The sequence below is a fragment of the Xanthomonas campestris pv. phormiicola genome (genome assembly GCA_025666215.1).
Taxonomy (GTDB): Bacteria; Pseudomonadota; Gammaproteobacteria; order Xanthomonadales; family Xanthomonadaceae; genus Xanthomonas_A; species Xanthomonas_A campestris_A.
In genome coordinates this window covers 5,065,625-5,085,934 of record CP102593.1, presented here as the reverse complement: position 1 = coordinate 5,085,934, position 20,310 = coordinate 5,065,625, and the positions used below count along the sequence as shown (strand labels likewise).

General features: G+C 68.0%; 21 protein-coding genes. 2 read left to right on the top strand and 19 right to left on the bottom strand.

The window, feature by feature from the left end:
* The first annotated feature begins 20 nt into the window (after nucleotides 1–20).
* Nucleotides 21–557: a pseudouridine synthase gene (locus NRY95_21555; GenBank protein UYC16228.1), complete on the top strand. Its 537-nt coding sequence runs from the start codon at nucleotides 21–23 to the stop codon at nucleotides 555–557.
* Nucleotides 558–762: 205 nt separating this feature from the next.
* Here the strand turns inward: NRY95_21555 and NRY95_21550 are convergent, their stop codons facing one another.
* A complete protein-coding gene (locus tag NRY95_21550; GenBank protein ID UYC16227.1) occupies nucleotides 763–1,164 on the bottom strand; it encodes a hypothetical protein in 402 nt (133 codons plus the stop codon).
* 116 nt (nucleotides 1,165–1,280) lie between these two features.
* The gene (gene hrpB, locus NRY95_21545; protein UYC16226.1) at nucleotides 1,281–3,863 is read right to left on the bottom strand and encodes an ATP-dependent helicase HrpB; all 2,583 of its coding nucleotides are present in this window, start codon (nucleotides 3,861–3,863) and stop codon (nucleotides 1,281–1,283) included.
* A 110-nt stretch (nucleotides 3,864–3,973) separates the two neighbouring features.
* On the opposite strand from hrpB, the gene NRY95_21540 reads away from it, so the two are divergent.
* Nucleotides 3,974–4,771 carry a TatD family hydrolase gene (locus tag NRY95_21540; protein ID UYC16225.1) on the top strand — a complete coding sequence of 266 codons (798 nt, stop codon included), beginning with the start codon at nucleotides 3,974–3,976 and terminating at the stop codon, nucleotides 4,769–4,771.
* A gap of 249 nt (nucleotides 4,772–5,020) precedes the next feature.
* Here NRY95_21540 and NRY95_21535 read toward each other — a convergent pair whose 3' ends face one another.
* The 17 genes from NRY95_21535 to NRY95_21455 all read right to left on the bottom strand — a co-directional run bounded on the left by NRY95_21535 (nucleotide 5,021) and on the right by NRY95_21455 (nucleotide 20,176).
* Nucleotides 5,021–5,533, bottom strand: a complete 513-nt coding sequence (locus NRY95_21535; protein UYC16224.1) for a hypothetical protein — start codon at nucleotides 5,531–5,533, stop codon at nucleotides 5,021–5,023.
* Between the two features lie 255 nt (nucleotides 5,534–5,788).
* The gene (panE, locus tag NRY95_21530; protein UYC16223.1) at nucleotides 5,789–6,733 is read right to left on the bottom strand and encodes a 2-dehydropantoate 2-reductase; all 945 of its coding nucleotides are present in this window, start codon (nucleotides 6,731–6,733) and stop codon (nucleotides 5,789–5,791) included.
* Nucleotides 6,734–6,764: 31 nt separating this feature from the next.
* Complete coding sequence (locus NRY95_21525) at nucleotides 6,765–7,418, bottom strand: hypothetical protein (GenBank protein ID UYC16222.1); 654 nt, start codon at nucleotides 7,416–7,418, stop codon at nucleotides 6,765–6,767.
* Nucleotides 7,408–8,088 (bottom strand): pilus assembly protein, encoded by a 681-nt coding sequence (locus tag NRY95_21520; GenBank protein UYC16221.1) that lies wholly within the window; start codon nucleotides 8,086–8,088, stop codon nucleotides 7,408–7,410. Before NRY95_21520 ends, NRY95_21525 begins: the two co-directional genes overlap by 11 nt.
* On the bottom strand, nucleotides 8,085–8,480 hold the full coding sequence (locus tag NRY95_21515) for a DUF192 domain-containing protein (GenBank protein ID UYC16220.1): 396 nt from the start codon (nucleotides 8,478–8,480) through the stop codon (nucleotides 8,085–8,087). Before NRY95_21515 ends, NRY95_21520 begins: the two co-directional genes overlap by 4 nt.
* Nucleotides 8,477–9,367 carry a type II secretion system F family protein gene (locus NRY95_21510; protein UYC16219.1) on the bottom strand — a complete coding sequence of 297 codons (891 nt, stop codon included), beginning with the start codon at nucleotides 9,365–9,367 and terminating at the stop codon, nucleotides 8,477–8,479. Before NRY95_21510 ends, NRY95_21515 begins: the two co-directional genes overlap by 4 nt.
* On the bottom strand, nucleotides 9,364–10,215 hold the full coding sequence (locus NRY95_21505) for a type II secretion system F family protein (protein ID UYC16218.1): 852 nt from the start codon (nucleotides 10,213–10,215) through the stop codon (nucleotides 9,364–9,366). The genes NRY95_21510 and NRY95_21505 overlap by 4 nt, the downstream gene beginning before the upstream one ends.
* Entirely contained in the window at nucleotides 10,208–11,935 is a 1,728-nt protein-coding gene (locus NRY95_21500) for an ATPase, T2SS/T4P/T4SS family (GenBank protein ID UYC16217.1), read from the bottom strand. The genes NRY95_21505 and NRY95_21500 overlap by 8 nt, the downstream gene beginning before the upstream one ends.
* Before the next feature lie 34 nt (nucleotides 11,936–11,969).
* Nucleotides 11,970–13,424 (bottom strand): pilus assembly protein N-terminal domain-containing protein, encoded by a 1,455-nt coding sequence (locus NRY95_21495; protein UYC16216.1) that lies wholly within the window; start codon nucleotides 13,422–13,424, stop codon nucleotides 11,970–11,972.
* Nucleotides 13,425–13,463: 39 nt separating this feature from the next.
* Nucleotides 13,464–14,246 (bottom strand): Flp pilus assembly protein CpaB, encoded by a 783-nt coding sequence (gene cpaB / locus NRY95_21490; protein UYC16215.1) that lies wholly within the window; start codon nucleotides 14,244–14,246, stop codon nucleotides 13,464–13,466.
* Nucleotides 14,243–14,428 carry a hypothetical protein gene (locus NRY95_21485; GenBank protein UYC16214.1) on the bottom strand — a complete coding sequence of 62 codons (186 nt, stop codon included), beginning with the start codon at nucleotides 14,426–14,428 and terminating at the stop codon, nucleotides 14,243–14,245. The genes cpaB and NRY95_21485 overlap by 4 nt, the downstream gene beginning before the upstream one ends.
* A gap of 11 nt (nucleotides 14,429–14,439) precedes the next feature.
* Nucleotides 14,440–15,111 carry a hypothetical protein gene (locus NRY95_21480; protein ID UYC16213.1) on the bottom strand — a complete coding sequence of 224 codons (672 nt, stop codon included), beginning with the start codon at nucleotides 15,109–15,111 and terminating at the stop codon, nucleotides 14,440–14,442.
* Entirely contained in the window at nucleotides 15,095–15,916 is an 822-nt protein-coding gene (locus NRY95_21475) for a pilus assembly protein (GenBank protein ID UYC16212.1), read from the bottom strand. Before NRY95_21475 ends, NRY95_21480 begins: the two co-directional genes overlap by 17 nt.
* Nucleotides 15,917–15,935: 19 nt before the next feature.
* Entirely contained in the window at nucleotides 15,936–16,613 is a 678-nt protein-coding gene (locus NRY95_21470; GenBank protein UYC16211.1) for a hypothetical protein, read from the bottom strand.
* 116 nt (nucleotides 16,614–16,729) lie between these two features.
* Complete coding sequence (locus NRY95_21465) at nucleotides 16,730–18,262, bottom strand: pilus assembly protein TadG-related protein (GenBank protein ID UYC16210.1); 1,533 nt, start codon at nucleotides 18,260–18,262, stop codon at nucleotides 16,730–16,732.
* Nucleotides 18,263–18,386: 124 nt separating this feature from the next.
* The gene (locus tag NRY95_21460) at nucleotides 18,387–18,659 is read right to left on the bottom strand and encodes a pilus assembly protein (protein ID UYC16209.1); all 273 of its coding nucleotides are present in this window, start codon (nucleotides 18,657–18,659) and stop codon (nucleotides 18,387–18,389) included.
* A gap of 683 nt (nucleotides 18,660–19,342) precedes the next feature.
* Nucleotides 19,343–20,176, bottom strand: coding sequence for an OmpA family protein (locus tag NRY95_21455; protein ID UYC16208.1), 834 nt, complete (start codon nucleotides 20,174–20,176; stop codon nucleotides 19,343–19,345).
* Nucleotides 20,177–20,310: the final 134 nt, after the last annotated feature.

Genomic DNA, 20,310 nt, shown 5'->3' with positions numbered 1-20,310 from the left:
TTTCCCCAATCTCCGCTTCCATGCTGATCGCGTTCAACAAGCCGTTCAATGTGCTGTGCCAGTTCACCGACCGCAGCGACCCGCCGCGGCGCACGCTGGCCGGGTTCGGCCTGCCCGCCGACGTGTACGCGGCAGGCAGGCTGGACTACGACAGCGAAGGCCTGCTGTTGCTGACCGACGACGGCGCGCTGGCGCACCGCTACACCGATCCGCGGCACAAGCAGCCGAAGACCTACTGGGTGCAGGTGGAGGGCACGCCGCAGCCGGCGCAGTTGCAGCGCCTGCGCGATGGCGTGGTGTTGAACGACGGCCCGACCGCGCCGGCCCAGGCCGACGTGCTGGAGACCGCACCGGACCTGTGGCCGCGCGATCCGCCGGTGCGCTTCCGCAAGACGGTGCCCGATGCCTGGCTGCAGATCGTGCTGCGCGAAGGGCGCAACCGGCAGGTGCGGCGCATGACCGCCGCCGTCGGCTTGCCGACCTTGCGTTTGGTGCGCGCGGCAATCGGCACGCACCGGCTGGAAGGGTTGGCGCCGGGTGCGTGGCGGATGCTGTAGCGCCGGCGGCTATGTCCAGAGACAAGGAGCGGCTTCAGCCGCGACAGAGCATTCGGAAAAGCGTCGCGGCTGAAGCCGCTTCTGCAGGGGCAAAACGCGTGCATCGAAGACGGACGCAAAAAAAGCGACCGGATGACGCGTCATCCGGTCGCTGCTTTCGGTTTCGCCGCGATCGTCGCTGTCGCCAGCGACGATCGCGCCAGGCTTATTCCTCGGTGGTTTCCTGCGCGGCCGCAGCGCGGCGCGAGCTGCGCGCGGCCGAGCGGCGGGCACCGGCATTGCCGCGCCTGCTGGCTTCGATGCGCTGCGAATCGCCTTCGATCGGCGCGTTCTTGTCGCGCTGGCGCTTGCGGTAGATCGCATAGCCGAGCAGGCCCGCACCCACCGCGGCGGCGGCGATGGCGATGACCGGATTGCGCCGCACCACCGTGCGCGCGACCTTGGTCCCGGACTTCACCGCACCCAGCGCGGCACCGGTCTTGAGCGCGCCCATCGCGGCACCGGAATGCAGCCACTTGTTGGCCTGCGGCCCGATGTGACGGAGGCTGTCGCCGGCATGGCTGGCGAGATCCAGTGCGCGGTCGGTGATGATGGTCAGCTTGCTCATGAGGGCGTCCCTACTGGCAGGAATAAGGACCGCAGTGTCCCCTGGACACCGTATAGACCGCGTTAGCGCGCCGGCGCGGAGTCGTCTGGCGGCTGAATGCGCGAGTGCTGCAGCGCTCAGGTCCCGCGCGGCTTCGCGCGATGGCTGGCGGTGGCGGTCCACGGGTCGTCCGGCCACGGGTGGCGGGGGTAGCGGCCCTTCATTTCCTTCTTCACTTCCGGATAGGTGCTGGACCAGAAGTTGCGCAGGTCCTGGGTCACCTGCAGCGGGCGTCCGCCGGGCGAGAGCAGGTGCAACACCAGCGCCACGCGGCCGTCGGCGATGCGCGGGGTGTCGGCCAGGCCGAACAGTTCCTGCAGCTTCACCGCCAGCACCGGCGGCTGCGGCTGGCCGTCGTGGTCGAGCGTGTAGTCGATGCGTCGCTCCATGCCCGAAGGCACCGTGATCCGCGTCGGCGCGTGGCGCTCGACGGCCTGCCGCTGGTCCCATGGCAGCAGCGACTTCAGCGCCTCGCCGAGGTCGTCCTCGCCGAGCGCATCGAGCCGGGTCCTGCCGGCGAAGGCGGGCCGCAGCCAGCGGTCGAGGCCGTCCAGCAGCGCCGCGTCGCCGAGATCGGGCAGGGCCAGTTCGGGCATCCACGTGCGCAGCCCGGCCACGCGCGCGCGCCACTGCGTCAGCGGCTCGCTCCAGGGCAGCGCCGCCAGGCCGAGTTCGCGTACCGCCTCGGTCAGCGCCGCCGCCGCATGCGCCGGATCGACGCGGCCGGCGGGACGGCTGTCGAGCACGATGCGGTCGAAGCGGGTTTCGCGCAGCGCGCTCAAAGCGCGCCGCTCGGGGTCCCAGCGCACCACGTCCTGCTGCACGAAGCGCTGCGGGAAATCCGCGCGCAGCCGCGCCTCGTCCACCGGCGCGGCGCGCAGCAGCAGCGCGTCCTTGGCCTCGTAGCGCAGTTCGGTGGCGACCAGCCACGGTTCGCCGCGCAGGTCGCTGTGGTCGAACAGGCGTGCGCTGCGGCCGTTGGCCAGCAGGTAGCGCAGCGGATCGGCCGGATGCCGGGTGGCGATGCGGTCGGGGAAGGCGTGGGCGAGCAGGTCGCCGAGTTCGTGCGCCTCCACGCTGTCCGGCGGCGCGGCGTCGCTGCGCAGGCGCCGCCGCCACTGTTTGGCCGCCGCGTCGATCGCGGCCAGGCCGCCGCGGTTGGCGTCGTGCGGGGCGCGGCCGCGGCGGAACCCGCCCAGCGCGCGCCAGCGCGCCGCCAGCGCATCGCCGCCCTGGCGCAGCGGATCGCGCGCCTCGACCAGCGCGGCCAGGTCGCAGGCCAGCGCCTGCGACCGCGCATCCGGCGCGGCCAGCAGCATCGCCGCCAGCCGCGGATGGGTGCCCAGCGCGAGCATGCGCCGGCCGCTGGCGGTGATCGCATGGTTCTCGCTCAAGGCGCCCAGCCGCTGCAGCAGTTCGCGCGCGGCGGCCAGCGCCCCGACCGGCGGCGGATCGACGAAGCGCAGCGCGTCGCTGCCCCAGGCCGCCAGCTCCAGCGCCAGCCCGGCCAGTTCCACCTGCAGCATTTCCGGACGGCGCTGCGCCTCCAGCCGCTGCGATTGCGGCCACAGCCGGTAGGCAAAGCCCGAGGCGACGCGACCGGCGCGGCCGGCGCGCTGGTCGGCCGAGGCCTGGGCGATGGCGGTCACGTCCAGCCGCGAGAAGCCGCTGTTGGGATCGTAGTGCGGCTCGCGCGCCAGCCCGGCATCGATCACCACGCGCACGCCGGGCAGGGTCACCGAGGATTCGGCCACGTTGGTCGCCAGCACCACGCGGCGGCGGCCGTGCGGATCGGGCTGCAACACCCGGGCCTGCTGCTCGACCGGCAATTCGCCATGCAATGGCAACACGTCGACACCGCTCCCTTCTCCCCCCGGGAGAAGGTGGCGCGCAGCACCGGACGAGGGTGCGGCAGAGGCGGTGCCCGAGGGCGCCCCCGACCCGACCCCAGCCGCCTCCAACGCCGCCTGCACCCGCGTGATCTCGCGCTGCCCGGGCAGGAACACCAGCACATCGCCGGGATGCTGCTGCAGCGCATGTTCGATGGCACGGCGGGTCTGCGCTTCCAATGCCTCCTCGCGCCGCGCCGGGAAATGCGCGATCTCCACCGGATAGCTGCGGCCGGCACTGGACAGCCGCGGCGCGTCCAGGAACTGCGCCAGGCGTTCGCCGTCCAGCGTCGCCGACATCACCACGATGCGCAGGTCCTCGCGCACCTGCGCCTGCACGTCCAGCGCCAGCGCCAGGCCCAGGTCGGCGGCCAGGTGGCGTTCGTGGAATTCGTCGAACAGCAGCGCGCCGACGCCGTCGAGCATCGGGTCGTCCTGCAGCATCCGGGTCAGGATGCCTTCGGTGACCACTTCGATGCGGGTGCGCGCGGACACCTTGTTCTCGAAGCGGATGCGGTAGCCCACGGTCTCGCCCGGCGCCTCGCCGCGCTGCCGGGCCATGAAGGTGGCGGCGCTGCGCGCGGCGACCCGGCGCGGCTCCAGCATCACGATGCGGCGGCCCCGCAGCCACGGCGCGTCCAGCAGCGCCGGCGGCACCTGGGTGGTCTTGCCGGCGCCGGGCGGGGCTTCCAGCACCAGCCGTGGATGCGCGGCGAGGCTGTCGCGGATCTGCGGCAGCAGCGGGTCGATCGGAAAAACGGGAGAGGCCATCGGCCAAGGATACGGATCGGCCGCGCCGCTGTAGAGCGCGCGCCTCTCGCCGGTAGCGCCGGCCCCGTACAATCTCCCGCTTTCCTGCCCGGCTTCCTCGGCATCTCCGCATGACTCTGATCGATATCGGCGCCAACCTCACCCACGACTCCTTCGATCGCGACCGCGACGCGGTGCTGCAGCGCGCGCGCGATGCCGGCGTCGCGCAGTTGGTGGTGACCGGCGCCAGCCGCGAGCACTCGCCGCTGGCGTTGCAGCTGGCGCAGCAGCACCCCGGTTTCCTCTACGCCACCGCCGGCGTGCATCCGCACCACGCGCTCGAGTACACCGCCGAATGCGACGCCGAACTGCGCGCGCTGCACGCGCATGCCGAGGTGGTGGCGGTGGGCGAGTGCGGGCTGGACTACTTCCGCGACCTGGCGCCGCGCCCGGCGCAGCACCGCGCGTTCGAGCGCCAGCTGCAGCTGGCCGCCGACACCGGCAAGCCGCTGTTCCTGCACCAGCGCGACGCGCATGCGGATTTCCTGGCGCTGATGCGCCAGTTCGACGGCAAGCTCGGCCCGGCGGTGGTGCATTGCTTCACCGGCACGCGCGAGGAACTGTTCGACTACCTGGACCGCGACTGGCACATCGGCATCACCGGCTGGCTGTGCGACGAACGCCGCGGCGCGCATCTGCGCGAGCTGGTCAGGAACATCCCGGCCGCGCGGCTGATGATCGAGACCGACGCGCCGTACCTGCTGCCGCGCACGCTCAAGCCGCTGCCGAAGGACCGGCGCAACGAGCCGGCGTTCCTGGCGCATATCGTCGAGGAGCTGGCGCGCGACCGTGGCGAGGACGTGGCGGCGACCGCGGCGGCGACCACCGCCACCGCACGCGGGTTCTTCCGCTTGCCCGACGCCGGGTGAGCGGCGTCCGCTGCATGTTGGCGGCTATCGCCGTTGTGCGTGGCGATGCGCTCCTGTCCTGCACGGACCCAATGGCGGGCGGCAGGTGCGCTGCCGCAGCATTCAGTTAAGGCCGTTCGTGTTCGCGGCGACTCGCAGGAGCGGCTTCAGCCGCGACGAGCATTACCGATAACTCCGGTCGCGGCTGACGCCGCTTCTACAGGGTTCATGGCCTGGCGCTGCGCCGGTTTTCCGTGGCGCGGATCCGCGCTACTCGATCTGCGCGTCCTCGCGCTTGGCCTCGGCCATCGCTTCGGGCTCCAGCTCCTCGGCGCTGCGGTTGAGCTTGACGAACACGCCCCAGGCGATCAGCAACAGCGCCGCGCACAGGCCGACCGCGGTGGCGTAGGGCAGCTTGGTCGGGTCGTCGTGCATCAGTTCGAAGATCGACACCAGCGTTTCGATCGCCAGGGCGATGACGATGACCACGAAGAACCGCGACAGATAGCGGCGCACCCGCGTCGGACCGCTGATCTTGACGTCGCGCTGCACCTCTTCCTCGAAGATGGTCTGGCCCAGTTCCAGCGTCACCAGCGCCACGGTGAGCAGGCCGATCGCCTCCAGCACCACGTTGAAGCGGTCGCGGATCACCAGGTCGCCGCCGGGGGTGAGGCCGTGCCACAGCTCCAGCACCGCCATCGCCACCAGGCCGGCGGCGCACAGCAGGAACAGCAGGATGATGAGGAAATGGCCGCCGCGGAATAGTTTTTCCATGCACTTCATCGCCGCTTGCCGTGGTCAGGTCGGCGAGCATAGGCGCGGCGGGCGTCAGCGGGGCGCGAAGAGGCGCGATGGCCGGCCGGGCGCACTGTGGGAGGGACTTCAGTCCCGACGCGTGCCCGCCGGACCGGCGCATGCCGCGCTTGTCGCGGCCGGGCCCACTTGCACAAAACGCATGGCGGTGTGCGGGGGGCTGCAGGCGTGAGCCGCCCCGCTGCGAGGCGCGTCACCGTGGCGGCGTCGCCCGCCGCCCTACCTTCAGCCTTGCGCCAACCCGGCCTGGTAGGCCTGCAGATGGCAGTACGCGGCCAGCAGCCACGGTGCGGCATGGCCGGCGGCGCGGGCGCGGGCCAGCATGTCGCCGACGATGTGCTGCGCTTCCACCTGCTGCCCGGCTTCCAGGTCGCGCAGCATCGAGGCCTTCATCGGCGAGCCGGGTTGGGTCAGCAGCTGCAGCGCGCTGGCCTGCGCCGCTTCCGGCACCGGTTCGCCGGCGGCGGCGGCGACCGCCGTGCATTCGGCATACAGCCCGCGCAACAGCGCCACGCCGTCGTCGCTGGCGACGATGCGGCCGGTCGGCGCGCGCATCAGGCAGGTGGCCGCGGCCAGCGCGGTCAGGAAGGTGTACTTGATCCACTGTTCCTGCGCGATCCGGGGCGTGGCGACATGGTCGATGCCGGCCTGCGTGCAGGCGGCGGCCAGGTCGCGCACGCGGGCGCTGTCGGCGCCGCGCCCGTCGCGCTCGCCGAAGGTCAGCGAGGCCGGCTTGGCCAGGTGCTCGATGGCGCCGTCCGCGCCCAGCGTGGCGCTGATGAAGCACAGGCCGCCGAGCACGCGGTCGGCGCCGAAGCGCGCGTCCAGCAGCGGGTAGTGGCGCAGGCCGTTGAGGATCGGCAGCAGCGCGGTGCCGGTGCCCATTGCCGGCGCCAGCGCGTCCAGTGCGCTGCCCAGGTCGTATGCCTTGCAGCTGAGGATCGCCAGGTCGAACGGCCGCGCGGCGGCCGTTGCGGGCAACGTATCGGCGGTCAGGGTGGCCACCGCAACGTCGGCATCGCCGCGCGGGCTGCGGATGCGCAAGCCGTCGCGCTGCAGGCGCTCGGCCCGCGCCGGGCGGACCAGGAAGGTGACGTCGGCGCCGGCCTGGGCCAGGCGTCCGCCGAAGTAGCCGCCGGTCGCGCCGGCGCCGAGGATCAGGATGCGCATGCGCCGATGGTAGCAGCGGCGCCGGCTGGGTTCAGCGCCGCGGTGCGGCCGTGCCCGGCGTGCGCAAGCCTTCCGGCGGCTCGAAGGCATCGGCGGGCACGGGTTCGTAGCTGACCGTGTCCACACGCAGGCTGCGTTCGTCGCGTCGGTTCCCGATGCGGCCGCGGTAGCCGAGCAACAGGCCGTTGCCGTCCAGCCACAGCGTGCCGGTGGTGGTCCCGTCGGGTCCTTGCGTGGCGGATTGGTAGCGCCAGCCCGCGGCGAGGCGGCCGGCGATGAACTCCCCGGGCGCCGGCGCGCAACGCCCGCCGATCCGTGCGCAGGGGTCCTTGGGGTCGTACCAGTAAGGCCCGCTGGCGTCGGCGACCGGAAGCCGGTAGTCGCCGGAGCGGCTGATCAGCCAGGCGCGGCCGCGGGTGCCGGGCGCGACCAGGTAGGCGTCAGGCGCGTGCGCGCCGACGAAGTCGATGCGGATCGCTTCGCCACGCAGGCGCACCTCCACCTGGACCGAGTCGCCGGCCTGCTTCGGACCCAGCGGACCGAAGCCGTACGCGCGTCCCTGCAGCCTGGCCTGCGGCGGCGGTGGCCCTTCTGCCGCCGCGTCCGTCGCTTGGGACCGCGACGGGGCACTGACGAGGCACAGCGTGCCGGCCAGCAACGCCGCGGCCAGCCGTTCAGCGCGCAAGGTTGCCGCTGTCGTAGATGGGCGACTGCATGCGCACCACCGCGTAGGACTCGATCGGCATGCGGCGATGGCCGCTGATCGGCTCCTCGATCAACATCGAGACCGGCCGATAGCTTTCGCCGCCGCTGACCAGATCCGACAGGCCGACGATGACGCGGTCGACGAACGGCACGATCAGCGGCATCTGGTAGGTGACCTTGATCTTCAGGATGTTGGCGTCCTGCACGTTGACCTGGCTGCCGCCGATGTTGGCGTTGCGGAACGCCAGGCTGTCGTTGGGCAGCGCGTAGCGGCCGTCGTACTGGCGTTCGCGGAATTCGTTGAAGGCCGCGCGCGTCGGCGAGATCACTTCGATCTTGGAGAAGATCAGCACCTCGGTCAGCTTGATCTTCTGCTTGGTGAGCAGCGCGTTGGCGGTGTCCGGCGACTGCACGAACAGCGGCGTCAGGCCGCCGGCGAGCGCGTCCTGCATGTCGCCCCGCTTCACCCCGCTCACCGCGCCGGCGCGCGCCGCCTGGAACGTGGCGTAGTCCAGCACGGTCTTGGCGCGATAGATCAGGATGAACTGGAAGATCACCAGCACCAGGAACAGGAAGGTGGGCACCACCACGCAGAACTCGACCAGGGACTGGCCGCGTTGCCGGCGCGGCACGTGACGCAATGCGTTCATGGACGTTCTCCTGCAAGCGCGGTCGGTCGGGATGCGGCGGAAGCTTCGGCCGGCCACCAGGCCAGGCGCTCGCCGCGCGTCGGTTGCAGCGCCTGCAGGCTGCCTGCCGCCAGTTCCAGCGTGGCGTGCGCGCGCAGGCAGGCGGCGCCGCGCCATGGCCTGATGCGCTCGCGCCACTCCAGCACATGGCCGTCGCGGTCGAAGAACAGCAGATCCAGCGGGTAGCCCATGGCGAAGGTGTGCACGCTGTTGCAGGGCTCGATCAACAGGCCCTGGCCGGACTGCAGCGGCGCGCGCCCGAGCAGGCCGCGCAGGCGCAGCCACCAGGTGTCGGCGCGCCACACGCTGTGCAGCAGCACCTCGCCCTCGCGGCGCAGCGTGCCGCACCTCACAGGATCCCCTGCTGCTTCATCTGCAGATAGATGAAATAGGCCAGCACCACGAAGATCAGCGGGAAGAAGAACAGCACCAGCGGCAGCATCATCTTCACTGGGGCTTCCAGGGCCAGTTTCTCGGCGCGCAGGAAGCGTTCCTCGCGGCGCTGCATGGCCTGCGAGCGTAGCGTTTCGCTGAGGCTGGCGCCGACCCGGTCGGCCTGGATCAGCGCGCTGGTGAAGTTGGAGATCTGCGAGATGTCCATGCGGTCGGCCATGCGCCGCAGCGCCTCGGCGCGCGGCAGGCCGGCGCGCAGGTCGCGCAGCATCCGCGAGAACTCCTGCGACAGCGGTCCGGGCGGGCCTTTCTGCACCGATTGTTCGATGGCCCCGGTGATGTTCAGGCCGGCCTCCACTGCCATGGTGATGAAGTCCAGGAACGTCGGCAGGTCGCGCACGACGTGCTTGCTGCGCTGCTTGCGCCGTTCGCCCAGCCACAGCGTCGGATACATCCAGCCCAGCGGGATGCCGAACAGCAGGCACATCGACAGCGCGCCCATGCTGAACTTGCCCAGCAGCATCACGATGACGGCGAACACCACGCTGACCGCGCAGGCGGCGACGATGCGCGTGCCGTACAGTTCCTCCGGCGTCAGCACGAAGTCCTGCCCGGCCGACTGCAGGCTGCGGTGCGCGCGCTCCAGTTGCGCGGACTTGAGCCGCGGGCCGACCAGGTGCGTGGCGGCAGTGACCAGCGGCCACAGCAGGCGCAATGCCGACGGCAGCGGATCCTGGTAGTTGCGATCGTCCTGCGGCACCGCCTGCAGCAGCCCGCGCAGCGCGAACATCACCAGGCCAACGGCGGCCAGCGCCAGCAGCGCGACCAGGGCGAGCATCCAGTTCATATGTCGATCGTCATGATCTTGCGGCACATGCGGTAACCCAGGTACTCGAGCACGCACATCAGCGCGATAACGCACCAGCCGAGCAGGGTATGGAACATCGGGTTCATCGTTTCCGGGTAGAACAGCACCAGGAAGCCGACCAGGCCGGCCGGCAGCATCGCCATCACGATGCCCTGCAATTTGCCCTGGGCGGTCAGTGCCTTGACCTTGCCTTCCATGATCAATTTGCGGCGCAGGGTCTCGGCCAGGGTTGACAGGCTTTCCGCCAGGTTGCCGCCGACCTCGCGCGAAATGCCCACCGCGGCGACGAACAGCTTGACGTCGGGAATCGGGACGCGCGCGGCGAAGTTTTCCAGCGCCTCATCGGTACGCACGCCCATGTGCTGCTCGCGCAGGATCAGCGCCAGTTCCTGCGCCAGCGGCGGTTGCCCGTCATGGGCCAGCGCTTCCAGCGCCGGATTGAAGCCGACGCCGGCGCGCAGGCTGCCGGACATCATCAGCAGGCTGTCGGGCAGCTGTTGCTGGATCTGGTCCAGCCGCCGCTGCTTCAGCCACAGGTAGATCTTGCGCGGCGCCACCGCCAGCACGATCACCGCGACCACCGGCAGCAGCAGGTTGCCGCTGATCAGCCACAGCAGCAGCGGGATCAGCGCCAGCACCACGCCGTTGGCCACGAACAGCATCTGCGGGTCGACGAACAGGAACATGTCGGCTAGGTTCAGCCGCGCCGTATCCACGAAGCGCTCGTGGTAGCGCTGCATGAAATTCGCGCTGGCCCGCACCAGCAACAGTCCGGAGACGGTGACGCAGCTGAACGCGAGCAGGGCGACCAGCCAGATGTTATCCATTGCCCTGGCCGCCGTTGCGGAAGATCGACAGGTCCACCGGCACGCCGCGTTCGGCCAGTTCCTCGTAGAACTCGGGCACCGCGCCGGTGGCGATGAAGTCGCCGGTGACCTTGCCGTCGCGGCCGGCGCTGGACCTGGCCTTGAACAGGAACACGTCCTGCAGCTGGATGGTGCCGCTTTCCACGCCGGTGATCTCGGTGATGTGGCTGACCTTGCGGGAGCCGCAGGGGAAGCGCTTCTGGTGCACGATCAAGTCCACCGCCGAGGAGATCTGTTCGCGCACCACGGTCATCGGCAGTTCCATGCCGGCCATCATCACCATCACTTCCAGGCGCGACAGCGCCTCGCGCGGATTGTTGGCGTGCGCGGTGGTCAGCGAACCCTCGTGGCCGGTATTCATCGCCTGCAGCATGTCCAGCGCTTCGCCGCCGCGGCACTCGCCGACCACGATGCGGTCCGGGCGCATGCGCAACGCGTTGCGGACCAGGTCGCGGATCGAGATGTGGCCCTTGCCTTCCATGTTCGGCGGGCGCGCCTCCAGCGCGACCAGGTTCGGCTGTACCAGCTTCAGTTCGGCCGCGTCCTCGATGGTGACGATGCGGTCGGTGTCGGGGATGAAGTTGGACAGGATGTTGAGCAGCGTGGTCTTGCCCGAGCCGGTGCCGCCGGTGACCACGATGTTGCGCCGCTCGCGCACCGCCATGATCAGGAATTCCAGCATCGGCGCGTTGAGCGAGCCGAAGTCGATCAGGTCCTTGCCCTCCAGCTTGCGCTTGGAGAACTTGCGGATGCTGATGCTGGGGCCGCGCAGCGCGATCGGCGGAATGATCGCGTTGACGCGCGAGCCGTCCTTCAGGCGCGCATCGACCATCGGCGAGCTCTCGTCGATGCGCCGCCCGAGCGGGGTGACGATGCGTTCGATCGCCGACAGCACCGCGCGATCGCTGGTGAAGCACACCGGCGACTGCTCGATGCGGCCGGCGCGCTCGATGAAGATCTGGTCGTAGGCGTTGACCATGATCTCGGTCACCGTGTTGTCCTCGATCAGGTCCTCCAGCGGCCCCAGGCCGATCGCCTCGTCCAGTACTTCCTTGGCCAGGCGCCGGCGGTTGATCGTCTTCGGCAGGTTGGCGAACTCGCGCTCCAGCACGTCGTCGATCAGCGCGATCGTGGCCGTACGCAGGGCGTCGTCGCCCATGCTGCGCACGTCCAGGCGGCGCAGATCCATCTGCTTGACCAGCGAGGCGTGGACCTGGGCGCGATAGACCGCGATATCCGGCGGCAGATCCTGGGGCCGTGCCAGTTGCTGCTGCGCCTGCACGTCGGCCATCGGCTGGTTGGCCGCGGCGGTCGCCGGGTCGGCGAGCGGTGCCGCGGCAGGCGCGTTGAATGTCGCCGGATCGTGGCGCGGCGGGGCCGCTTCCGGCTCGTCGCCGACCACCTGCAGGCGGTAGTCGCCGATCTGCACCAGGTCGCGGCTGCTCAACGGACCACGGCTGCCAGATACCTTCTCGCCGTTGACCAGCACCGAGGCGCGTCCGCCGAAGGCTTCGATGAAGATGCCGGCGTCCTCGCGCTTCAGCGCCGCATGTTGCTGCGCGATGCTCCAGCCTTGCAGCACCACCAGATTGCCGTCGCCGCGGCCGATGCCGCATTCGCGATGCAGGCAGCGCACATGGCGCTGGTCCCGGTTCGGCGTATCGATGAGGATATTGAACATGGCGTCGTATCTACGGAGAGCGGGGGAAGGCGGACTACTGGACGTATTCCTTGCTGCGTTTGGGCATGGTTTCTTGGCCGCGCTCCTGGATCTTGCGCGCGCGCTCGAGGCCGTCGAGGTTTTCCTGCGAATCGGGGGTGATGATGCGCGGGGTCACGAACATCACCAGCTCGGTGCGGTTGCCGCGAAAGCCGTCGGAGCGGAACAGCTTGCCCAGGATCGGGATCTCGCCCAGTAGCGGGAACTTCTTCGCGTCCTGCTGCGCGCTGGAATCGATCAGGCCGGAGATGACGATGGTTTCGCCGGCCCGCACGTTCAACTCGGACTCGGTACGCCGGGTGGTGAAGCCGGGCACGCCCTGCACGGTGACGGTCGGGTCGATGCGGCTCACCTCGGCCAGCAGGCGGGTGGAGATTTCCTGGTTGCCGTTGACCAGCGGCTCGATATCGAGCTTGATGCCGTACTCCTTGAAATCCACGGTGACTTGGCCGAAGCCCTGTGGGATCGGAATCGGCACCTCGCCGCCGACCAGGAACTTGGCCTGGCCGCCGCTGCGCGCGCTCAGTTGCGGCGAGGCCAGCAGGAACGCCTTGCCCTTGTTCATCAGCAGATTGATCGCCGAGCCGATCTGGGTGGCGATACCGAAGAAGGCCTGGGTGCCTGGCACGCGATTGGGCAGGACCGCGCCGGCAGCTGGGCTGCCTTGCGGGTTGATCCGGTAGTAGTCATTGGTGGTGAAGTCTTTCAGCAACCCGCCCACCGGCCCCTGGATCACGTTGTCCCACTGAATGCCGAGTTCTTCCAGCGCATTGCTGTCGAACTCCATGATCTTCACATCCATCAGCACCATCGGACGCATCCCGACCGGGTCGGCGGAGGTGAAGTCGAGCAGGCTCGGATACAGCTTCTGCAGCGCCTCGATACGCTTGGCTACGCCGGGGTTGATGTCTTGGCCGGTGATCACCACGCGGTCGGCCACCGCATGCACGCCCAGGTTGGGCACGTCGGCGAGCAGGGTGCGCACCGTCTCCACCGTCGCAGGCGCGTTGCCTTCCATCACTTCCACCGGCACGTCGATCTGGCGCCCGTCCTGCAGCCACAGATGCACGCTGGTCGCGCCCGGCTTCTGGCCGATGATGACCAGCTCGCGCTTGCCGATATTGGTCACCTGGACCAGCTCGCCGTTGCCGACGGCCACGCGCTTGAGTGCCTGCGGCAGGCTGTGCACGGCGGCCTGGCCGGCATAGATGCGCGCGCGCTCGGGCAACGGCGTGACCACCGCGCTGCCGGCGGCGCGGCGATACGCCGGATCCGGAACCGGTTCCGGGAAGCCGCTGCTACCCATCGGCACCGGTGCCTGGTTGCCGGTGGCCGGCTGCGGGGCTTGGGTCCTGGGTTCGGGCGCGACCTGGACCGGCAGCGGAACCAGCCCGGTCTGCTGCTGTGTCTGCGCGTAGCCGGTCACGGTCATGGTCGCCGCGGCGAGCATGGGAAGGAACGAAACACTCCATGTAGTCCTGCGCATGCGTCAGCCCTTGCCTCCGATGATGAATTCGACACCACTGCCGCCGCCGCCCGCCTTGGCGGTGCCGAGCAGTTCCTTTTGGGTCATGCCATTGAGGCCGAACGGATTGCGGTCTTCGACCTGGCGCAACATGACCCGCATCGCTCCGGCCTTGGCCGCCACGGTCAGCCGCTCGGCCTGCTGCGGATTCAGTTCCAGGGTGATGTTGGAAAACCCTTGCTGGTCTTCCTGCACCGGCGTGTCGCCGACGCGATTGCCAGTGGCCAGCACGTTGATGTTCTCCAGCAGCGGGATGACGCGCGACCCCGCGTTTTCCTGCTCCACGGTCAGCAGGATGTCGACATGGTCGCCGGGGGCGATCATCCCCGAGATCGAATTTGTCTCGTCCACCGGCAAGGTGTAGCCGACGTTGCCCGGCTTGATCACCCGCGAGAACTGGTCGTACAGCGGCACCAGCGCGCTGGCGCCAAGCGGCGCGCCCTGGCGCACCGGCGCCCGCAGGACGCGCCCGCTGAACTGGTCCACGTTTTCAGGGGTCACCGCATCCGCCGGCTGCAGGTCGGCCGGAACCTCGCGCACCGCCAGATCCGATGTGGTGACCACCGTACCCGGTTCCATGTCGGACTTGGGAACCGCCACTGTCACCGTTTCGCCAACCTTGGCGGTGCGTGCGGCGACCGCGCCCTGCACATAGCGCACCGCGACGAACGCGGCCAGCACGCCCAGGCCCAGTGCGACCACAATGAACAGCAGATTGCGGTTCGGCTTGAACCCGGCCGCTTTCATAGCCACCCCAGCGACAGCGCGTAGGTGAAGCTGGAATAGGCCTTGCGCAGCGACTCGACCAACTCCAGGACGATATTGGGCTGGGCCACCAGCACGGTCACCGCCAACAGCGTGACGATGCTGTACTCGATCAGGGCCGCGCCGCGTTGGTGCCGGACGGACGACAGGGAAACAGGTCTCAAGGCGTTCATCCTCATTGCTGGAGCTGGTTGACCACGATGGAAGTTCCCTTCTCGCGGCGGTTGAAAGTGAGGGTCATCTGCTGCTTGCCCTTGCTGTAGCTGCTGACGCAGCTGTTGGAAATCATCGAGCAGGCGGTGGCTGAGGACTGCTGGGTCCAGCCTTCGGCCGGCAGCCGATTGCGATAGAACGCATCGCCCTGGTACGGCGAGAGCGGGCTTTCCAGGGCCAGCGTGCGCCCGGGGTTGTCCAGGTACTCGATGTCGTTGACCACCGTGGTGCCGGAAGGCTTCAGGAAATCCGCGCCGGGCGCCTTGCGCGGCTTCTCCTTGAGCAGGCGCACGATGCCGACCTGGGCCTCGCTGCCGGCGCCGGCGCCGGTGATCTCGATAGTGACGTAGTGCTCGCCCTCGGCATGGCCGACGATGGTCTTGCTGCCGACCTCGTTGACCACCACCTGGCCGGGCCACTGCTTCCAGTAGAACGCCACCAGTTGCTGCGGCGACTCGTTCGCGGTGTAGCGCGAGGAGCGCATGTGCAGGCCGTTGTAGATCATGTGCTTGGATACCCACTCGCCCTTGGCGCCTTCGGGTTCGGGCACGTCGGGCCAGTCGGCGGCGCATGCCAGCGCCGGCGCCAGCAGCGCCAGCGCCAACAACAGGCTGCGGTCAACGTGCCTTGGCATACGGTTCCAGCTTGTCGACCGGGACCACGTCCGGCGCGATATAGCCCGGATCGAACCTGCTGATGGTGCCGACGATGGGAATGATGCTCAGGCCGTCGAACATCTTGGCTGCATCGCTCAGGTGCGAAGCCGGCACCAGTGTGCGTACCTGGCCGACGACAGAGCGCTTGGCCGGGTTGTTGCCGCTACCAGGTCCGGCGGCATTCCACGGATCGGCCAGCAGCGTGTTGCTGGCCTGCATGCGCAGGCCCAGTTGGTCGAACGGTTCCAGGAACGATGCCGCGCCGCCATTGGCGAGCTTCAGGTCCTGCACGCTGACGCTGAGGTTGGAGGTGACCAGGCCCTTGTCGTTCGGCGGGAAATTGCCGGGGATCTTGCTGAGCAGCCCGCCGATGCGGTCGAGAATGCCGGAAGAGCGCTCGTTCTTGTACGCATCCACGCGGATGTCGCCGCGCTCGACCAGCGTCTGGTTGGAGAACGTATTGAGCAGCGGGTTCTCGACGCGGTCGCGGGCATTGCCGGTACTGGCGCGGCTGACGATCTGCGCATCGGCCTTGCCGAAATGGCGATCCACGGTCAGGTCGCGCATGCGCGCGGTCGCCGGGAGCGTGTAGTCCTTGGCCACGGTCGCTTCCCAGGCCGCAGCGCGCGCAGCCTGCTGCGTGGTCTGGCGCAGGTGGATGTACTTGCCCATGATCGGGATCAGCAGAAACAGCGGCACCAGCACGACGCATAGCACCGCCGCTTCGGTGAGGCTCTGGCCGTCCTGGCGTCCGCGCAGGCGTGGTTGTCGTCGCTGGCGCATGCTCGCTCCTTGCAACTCGCTAGTTGATCTTTCCGCGCGCGCGCGGGGCTTCCAGCGCGGCCCGATCGAACGGCTTGCCGACGCTGATGACCTGGGTGGTGACCGTGTAGTCCGGGTCGCTGCCGGGCGTCTGCTCGAGCACGATGAAGCCGCGATTGGGGCGGTATTCGTTCAAGGGTTCTGGCGTGAAGCCCCACTTGGCGCCGCCCGACCACACGCACTGGCGCAGGCCAGAAGGCTTGACCCACTCGTTGCACGGCTGGCCGGCGACGGTGCGTTGCGTCGGTCCACTGAATCCGGCGAGCGCGATCGCCTCGCTCTTCTCCGCCGGGTAGCGCGCCAACGCATCGTCGGGCGCCGCGTCGTCACTGTGTTCGCCGGTGGCTAGGTCGACCTGCTGGTAACGCTTCGCCGTGGTGGTTTCCTGGGATCCGGTGGTGTCTAGCCGGAACAGGCAGCTGCCGCCGGCACCGTCGTTGGCCACTTCCCAGCTGGTCTGGCGCACGACTTCGGTGTCGCGATCGAACCACAGTTCGTAGCGGGTGGTTCCCAGCAGGGCGACCTCTTCTTCGCGCAGCGGACGGCTCTGCAGTCCCCCTGCCTGGCAGTCGCGGATCGCGCCGAGGTAGTTGTCGCGCGCTTCGTTGACGCCGTTGTGGGTCAGCTCCACAGTCTGTCTGACATGGATGGGCGGCATCGAGCTGCGGGTATCCTCCGCAGCGCCGTTGCCTTCGGCCGTCGCGCTGCACCCGCACAGCCACAATGCAAGCGCAGCAGGCAACAGTGCATTGCAAAAACGTGTCGCACTACGGCTCATATTCCGCCGACTCCCGCCACCAGGACCTTGATGCTGTTGGGCGTATCGACCAGGCGCGCCTGCCAGTACGGGCTGAACAGATTGCCGGATTCCACCTTGTTGTCGCCACGGCGGAACAGCGCGTAGTTCGGCGGCCGGTTGAAGTAGACCTGCGCCGAGGACAGCGCCGACAGCTTGCCGTTCTGCGCCTTGTCCTCGGTCGCCATCGGCGAGCCGGCCGGTCCGCCGATGCCGTCGATGGAAGAGCTGGTGCGCGCGTTGCGCATGTCGGTCTCGGCATAGACGGTGAACACCGGCCCGGCGTTGTCGTCGAAGATCTCGCTACCGCTGCTCGCATACGGCCGCATCGCCTTGTTCTTCTTGACGTCGTGGTAGTCGCGCAGACCGTTGTAGCCGGTGAAGAAGGCCTTCTTGTGTTGGCCGCCATCGAACATGACGTTAGCGTCGCGCTCGACCATGCGTGCCACCAACCCGTTCTTGCGCAGGCTGTCGCCATACGGGCGGTAGCGACGCTTGTCCCAGTCCGAATACCAGCCCTGGCCGTTGCCGAAGCCGTTGAGGAAACGCTGGTTCTTGTAGCGGTCCACAGCTTGGGCACCGCCCCAGCCCAGCGGCAGGTCGATGTCCACAATCGGCCAAATCTTGACATCCAGCGACATGGTGTCCAGCGCCGCCCAACGGTTGTAATCGACCATGTCAGTGCCGCCGGTGCTCTCGAAGCCGATCAGCCCGATCCCGAAGCTGTCGCCGCGATCCTTGCTGAAGCCGTCTCGCGACTGCATTACAACATTGCGAAAGCGGTCCGCACCGGCGCGCTGCGCCGCGCTGCCAGCGCCGGCAGTGCGCGGGATACGGTGGGTATCGAGGAATCTGTTTTCCGAGGTCAGCAACTGTTCGCCGAGCACGCCCAACCCAACCGCTCCGATCTTGGCATTGGCCGAATTTCGTTGCAGCACATCTTTCGCGACCAGCATCCCGTCCACTCGCGAGACGCCTTCGATGACCGCGGTGGCAGCGGTGGCGAAGATGCCATTGAGTTCGTCCAGCGCGGTGACGATCAACTGTGCGGCCGGGTTGTATTCCTTGCGTACGCCTTTCAATATATTTTCTGCCACTTTGAATGCGGCGCCGATGGCTTTGAAAATCGGCCCGACATAGGGAATGGCCGACAGCGCATCCATCGTGATGCGCATGGTGATGGTCGTCATGTAAAGCTGGTTCATCCACGAATACAGGCTGATCGCCTGCGCGATCGCCACTTCATTGGCCACGCGGCCGCGATTCATATATGCCGCGAAATTGAGCGCGCGCGCCTGCTGCACCGCGACGCTGTACGCGGCGGCATCGGCCGCATTGGTGAGTTCGACCTTCTTGTTGACCGCCTGACCGCTGTCGAACAGCACGATCGCGCCGACGCACAACACCAGGATCAGCACCAGACCAAGCACCATGGCTTGTCCGGCCATGACGCGCTTGCCGTCGAAACGGGGCGGCACGCGCGACTTCGCGATTGCGAACGCTGCACGCATCTGCAATTCCTTTGCCGAATGCACTCCCTACAGCGTCGTCATCGGCACGTCGGAAGATAATTGGGGATACCTGGGCAGCGAAACGCTGCCCAGGTACCTGGGTCGGTTACCGCAACAAGTTCGATTACTTGTTGTTGTAAGCGTCCATGCCCTTGGTCTTGTCGGCCTCGGTCTGCGCGCTGTTGGACTGGTTCTTGGCGCGGTTGATCGACTGCGTGGCGCTCTGGCCCGACAGTTCCTTGGACATACCCGCGACTTGGCTGCGCACGGTGCCACCGAAGAACGTGACGGCGGCGATCGCCGCGATCGCGATCAGTGCGGTGATGATGATGTATTCGGTCATGCCCTGGCCGAGCTGCTTACGGCCGAAACGAATCTGCCTGCGTTGATTGTTCATTGAATCCTCTCCTTGGCTCTGGCGCCCACTGGACCGGCAGCACACTTACGTCCGCGCGGCGCGTGTAGGCGTGTGGGTTGCATAAGTGAAAACGTGCACAGATATGAAACTAATCCTTGGTCCGCATCTGACAATCGATGGCAATGTATCTCGGACATGGCCACTTTAGCGTCAACATATTGCCGTTACAAGAAATGTTGCGTTAATGTTTTGGCGGGAAGTGGAATGCTTATCCCGTAATTCGGTCAAACTTTGGACGCGTCATTTCATAAATAGATTCACTTTGCACTGATGCTCAAAGTATTGGAGCGATATCCATCCGAATGCTGGCTGCGTCTGCCAGTGCAGGCGCATTTTCCATTCGGTCAGGTCAAATAGTTGACGCCCACCCTGGCTGAATAGGCGGACTCCGCATGTACGCTGACGTCACCAGTCCGGCACTCTGAAATGGAAAACCTGGCGCGGACTCCGACGCACGTGGTAGCCATGGCGGCGGAGTCTTGCCAGTAGCGATCGTGTCGCTGTCGGTACTCGCCTGGGGCGTGGTGGCGCGTAACGCCCGTGGCGAATTGACCGGCTATCGAACCTGAGCATGCACTACCACGCACAGTCGCGGTGTTGCGGCGACCCATCAAGTGCGGGCCGGCTTGATCGGAAAGGCGACGTGTTGCGCGATCCGGCCGCTATACCTTGACCAGCTCCACCCGCCGATTGCGCGCCTTGCCTTCTTCCGTAGTATTCGGCGCGATCGGCTGTTCCTGGCCGAAACCGGCGGCGCGCAGGCGATCGGCGGCGATCCCGGCGCCGGTCAGATAGGCGACGACGGCTGCGGCGCGGGATTCGGACAGGGACTTGTTGTGCGCGGCATCGCCGCTGTCGTCGGTATGCCCGTTGATCGCCAGGCGCAGCGCCGGATCGGCCTGCAGCAGCTGCAGCACCTGCTCCAACTGCGGCTTGGAATCGGGCAGGATCTGCGCCGCATCGGAGGCGAAATTGACCTGGATGGCGACCTTGCCTGCGGATGCCAGTTGCTGCTGCAGCGCGTCGGCCGGCAGCAGCTTGGCGGTGGCCTGGAACGGCTTGGTCTCGGCGATCAGCAAGCCGCCGCCGGCGCCGCCGCTGCACACGTGGATCCAGATGTTCCGATCCGCGCGGTGGATGACGTAGGTGTCTGCCGGCTCGTTGTAGATGTCGCCGATGCCGCCGACGTAGGTCACCGCCGCATTGCTGTCGCCGATCGCCTTGCTCGCTTCGGCAGGCAACTGGCCGCTGGCGATGCGCTGGCCGCCCAGCGCTTCCACCATGGCCTGGATGTTGCGGCTCAGTTCCAGTGGGGAATAGGGCTTGCCGTCGGCGGTGCCGATCGCGGCCGCGTAGATCTTGCCTTCGACCCATTCGACCCGGTCGCCGGTCCAGAACGGCGCGCGATCGAAGTCGTTGCGGACAGGGGCATCCTTGGTGACGTAGCCGTCGGGAAGGCCGAGATACGGGAAACTGCCCAGCGGGGCGTCGGACATCGGCAAGGCGGCTGGGTCGAAGCGGCGTGCGCTCTCGGCTGGCGCCGCCGAAGGCGCTGCGGCCGCTGTTGCGGGCTGCGCTTCGGGCTCGGCATGCGCCGCCGGCTGCGGTTCGGAACGTTTGCAGCCGCCCG

Coding starts and splice junctions, on each gene's coding strand:
- NRY95_21555 (UYC16228.1), top strand. CDS start 21: ATGCTGATCGCGTTCAACAAGCCGTTCAATGTGCTGTGCCAGTTCACC.
- NRY95_21550 (UYC16227.1), bottom strand. CDS start 1,164: ATGAGCAAGCTGACCATCATCACCGACCGCGCACTGGATCTCGCCAGC.
- hrpB (UYC16226.1), bottom strand. CDS start 3,863: ATGGCCTCTCCCGTTTTTCCGATCGACCCGCTGCTGCCGCAGATCCGC.
- NRY95_21540 (UYC16225.1), top strand. CDS start 3,974: ATGACTCTGATCGATATCGGCGCCAACCTCACCCACGACTCCTTCGAT.
- NRY95_21535 (UYC16224.1), bottom strand. CDS start 5,533: ATGAAGTGCATGGAAAAACTATTCCGCGGCGGCCATTTCCTCATCATC.
- panE (UYC16223.1), bottom strand. CDS start 6,733: ATGCGCATCCTGATCCTCGGCGCCGGCGCGACCGGCGGCTACTTCGGC.
- NRY95_21520 (UYC16221.1), bottom strand. CDS start 8,088: ATGAACGCATTGCGTCACGTGCCGCGCCGGCAACGCGGCCAGTCCCTG.
- NRY95_21510 (UYC16219.1), bottom strand. CDS start 9,367: ATGAACTGGATGCTCGCCCTGGTCGCGCTGCTGGCGCTGGCCGCCGTT.
- NRY95_21505 (UYC16218.1), bottom strand. CDS start 10,215: ATGGATAACATCTGGCTGGTCGCCCTGCTCGCGTTCAGCTGCGTCACC.
- NRY95_21500 (UYC16217.1), bottom strand. CDS start 11,935: ATGTTCAATATCCTCATCGATACGCCGAACCGGGACCAGCGCCATGTG.
- NRY95_21495 (UYC16216.1), bottom strand. CDS start 13,424: ATGCTCGCCGCGGCGACCATGACCGTGACCGGCTACGCGCAGACACAG.
- cpaB (UYC16215.1), bottom strand. CDS start 14,246: ATGAAAGCGGCCGGGTTCAAGCCGAACCGCAATCTGCTGTTCATTGTG.
- NRY95_21480 (UYC16213.1), bottom strand. CDS start 15,111: ATGCCAAGGCACGTTGACCGCAGCCTGTTGTTGGCGCTGGCGCTGCTG.
- NRY95_21475 (UYC16212.1), bottom strand. CDS start 15,916: ATGCGCCAGCGACGACAACCACGCCTGCGCGGACGCCAGGACGGCCAG.
- NRY95_21470 (UYC16211.1), bottom strand. CDS start 16,613: ATGCCGCCCATCCATGTCAGACAGACTGTGGAGCTGACCCACAACGGC.
- NRY95_21465 (UYC16210.1), bottom strand. CDS start 18,262: ATGCGTGCAGCGTTCGCAATCGCGAAGTCGCGCGTGCCGCCCCGTTTC.
- NRY95_21460 (UYC16209.1), bottom strand. CDS start 18,659: ATGAACAATCAACGCAGGCAGATTCGTTTCGGCCGTAAGCAGCTCGGC.
- NRY95_21455 (UYC16208.1), bottom strand. CDS start 20,176: ATGTCCGACGCCCCGCTGGGCAGTTTCCCGTATCTCGGCCTTCCCGAC.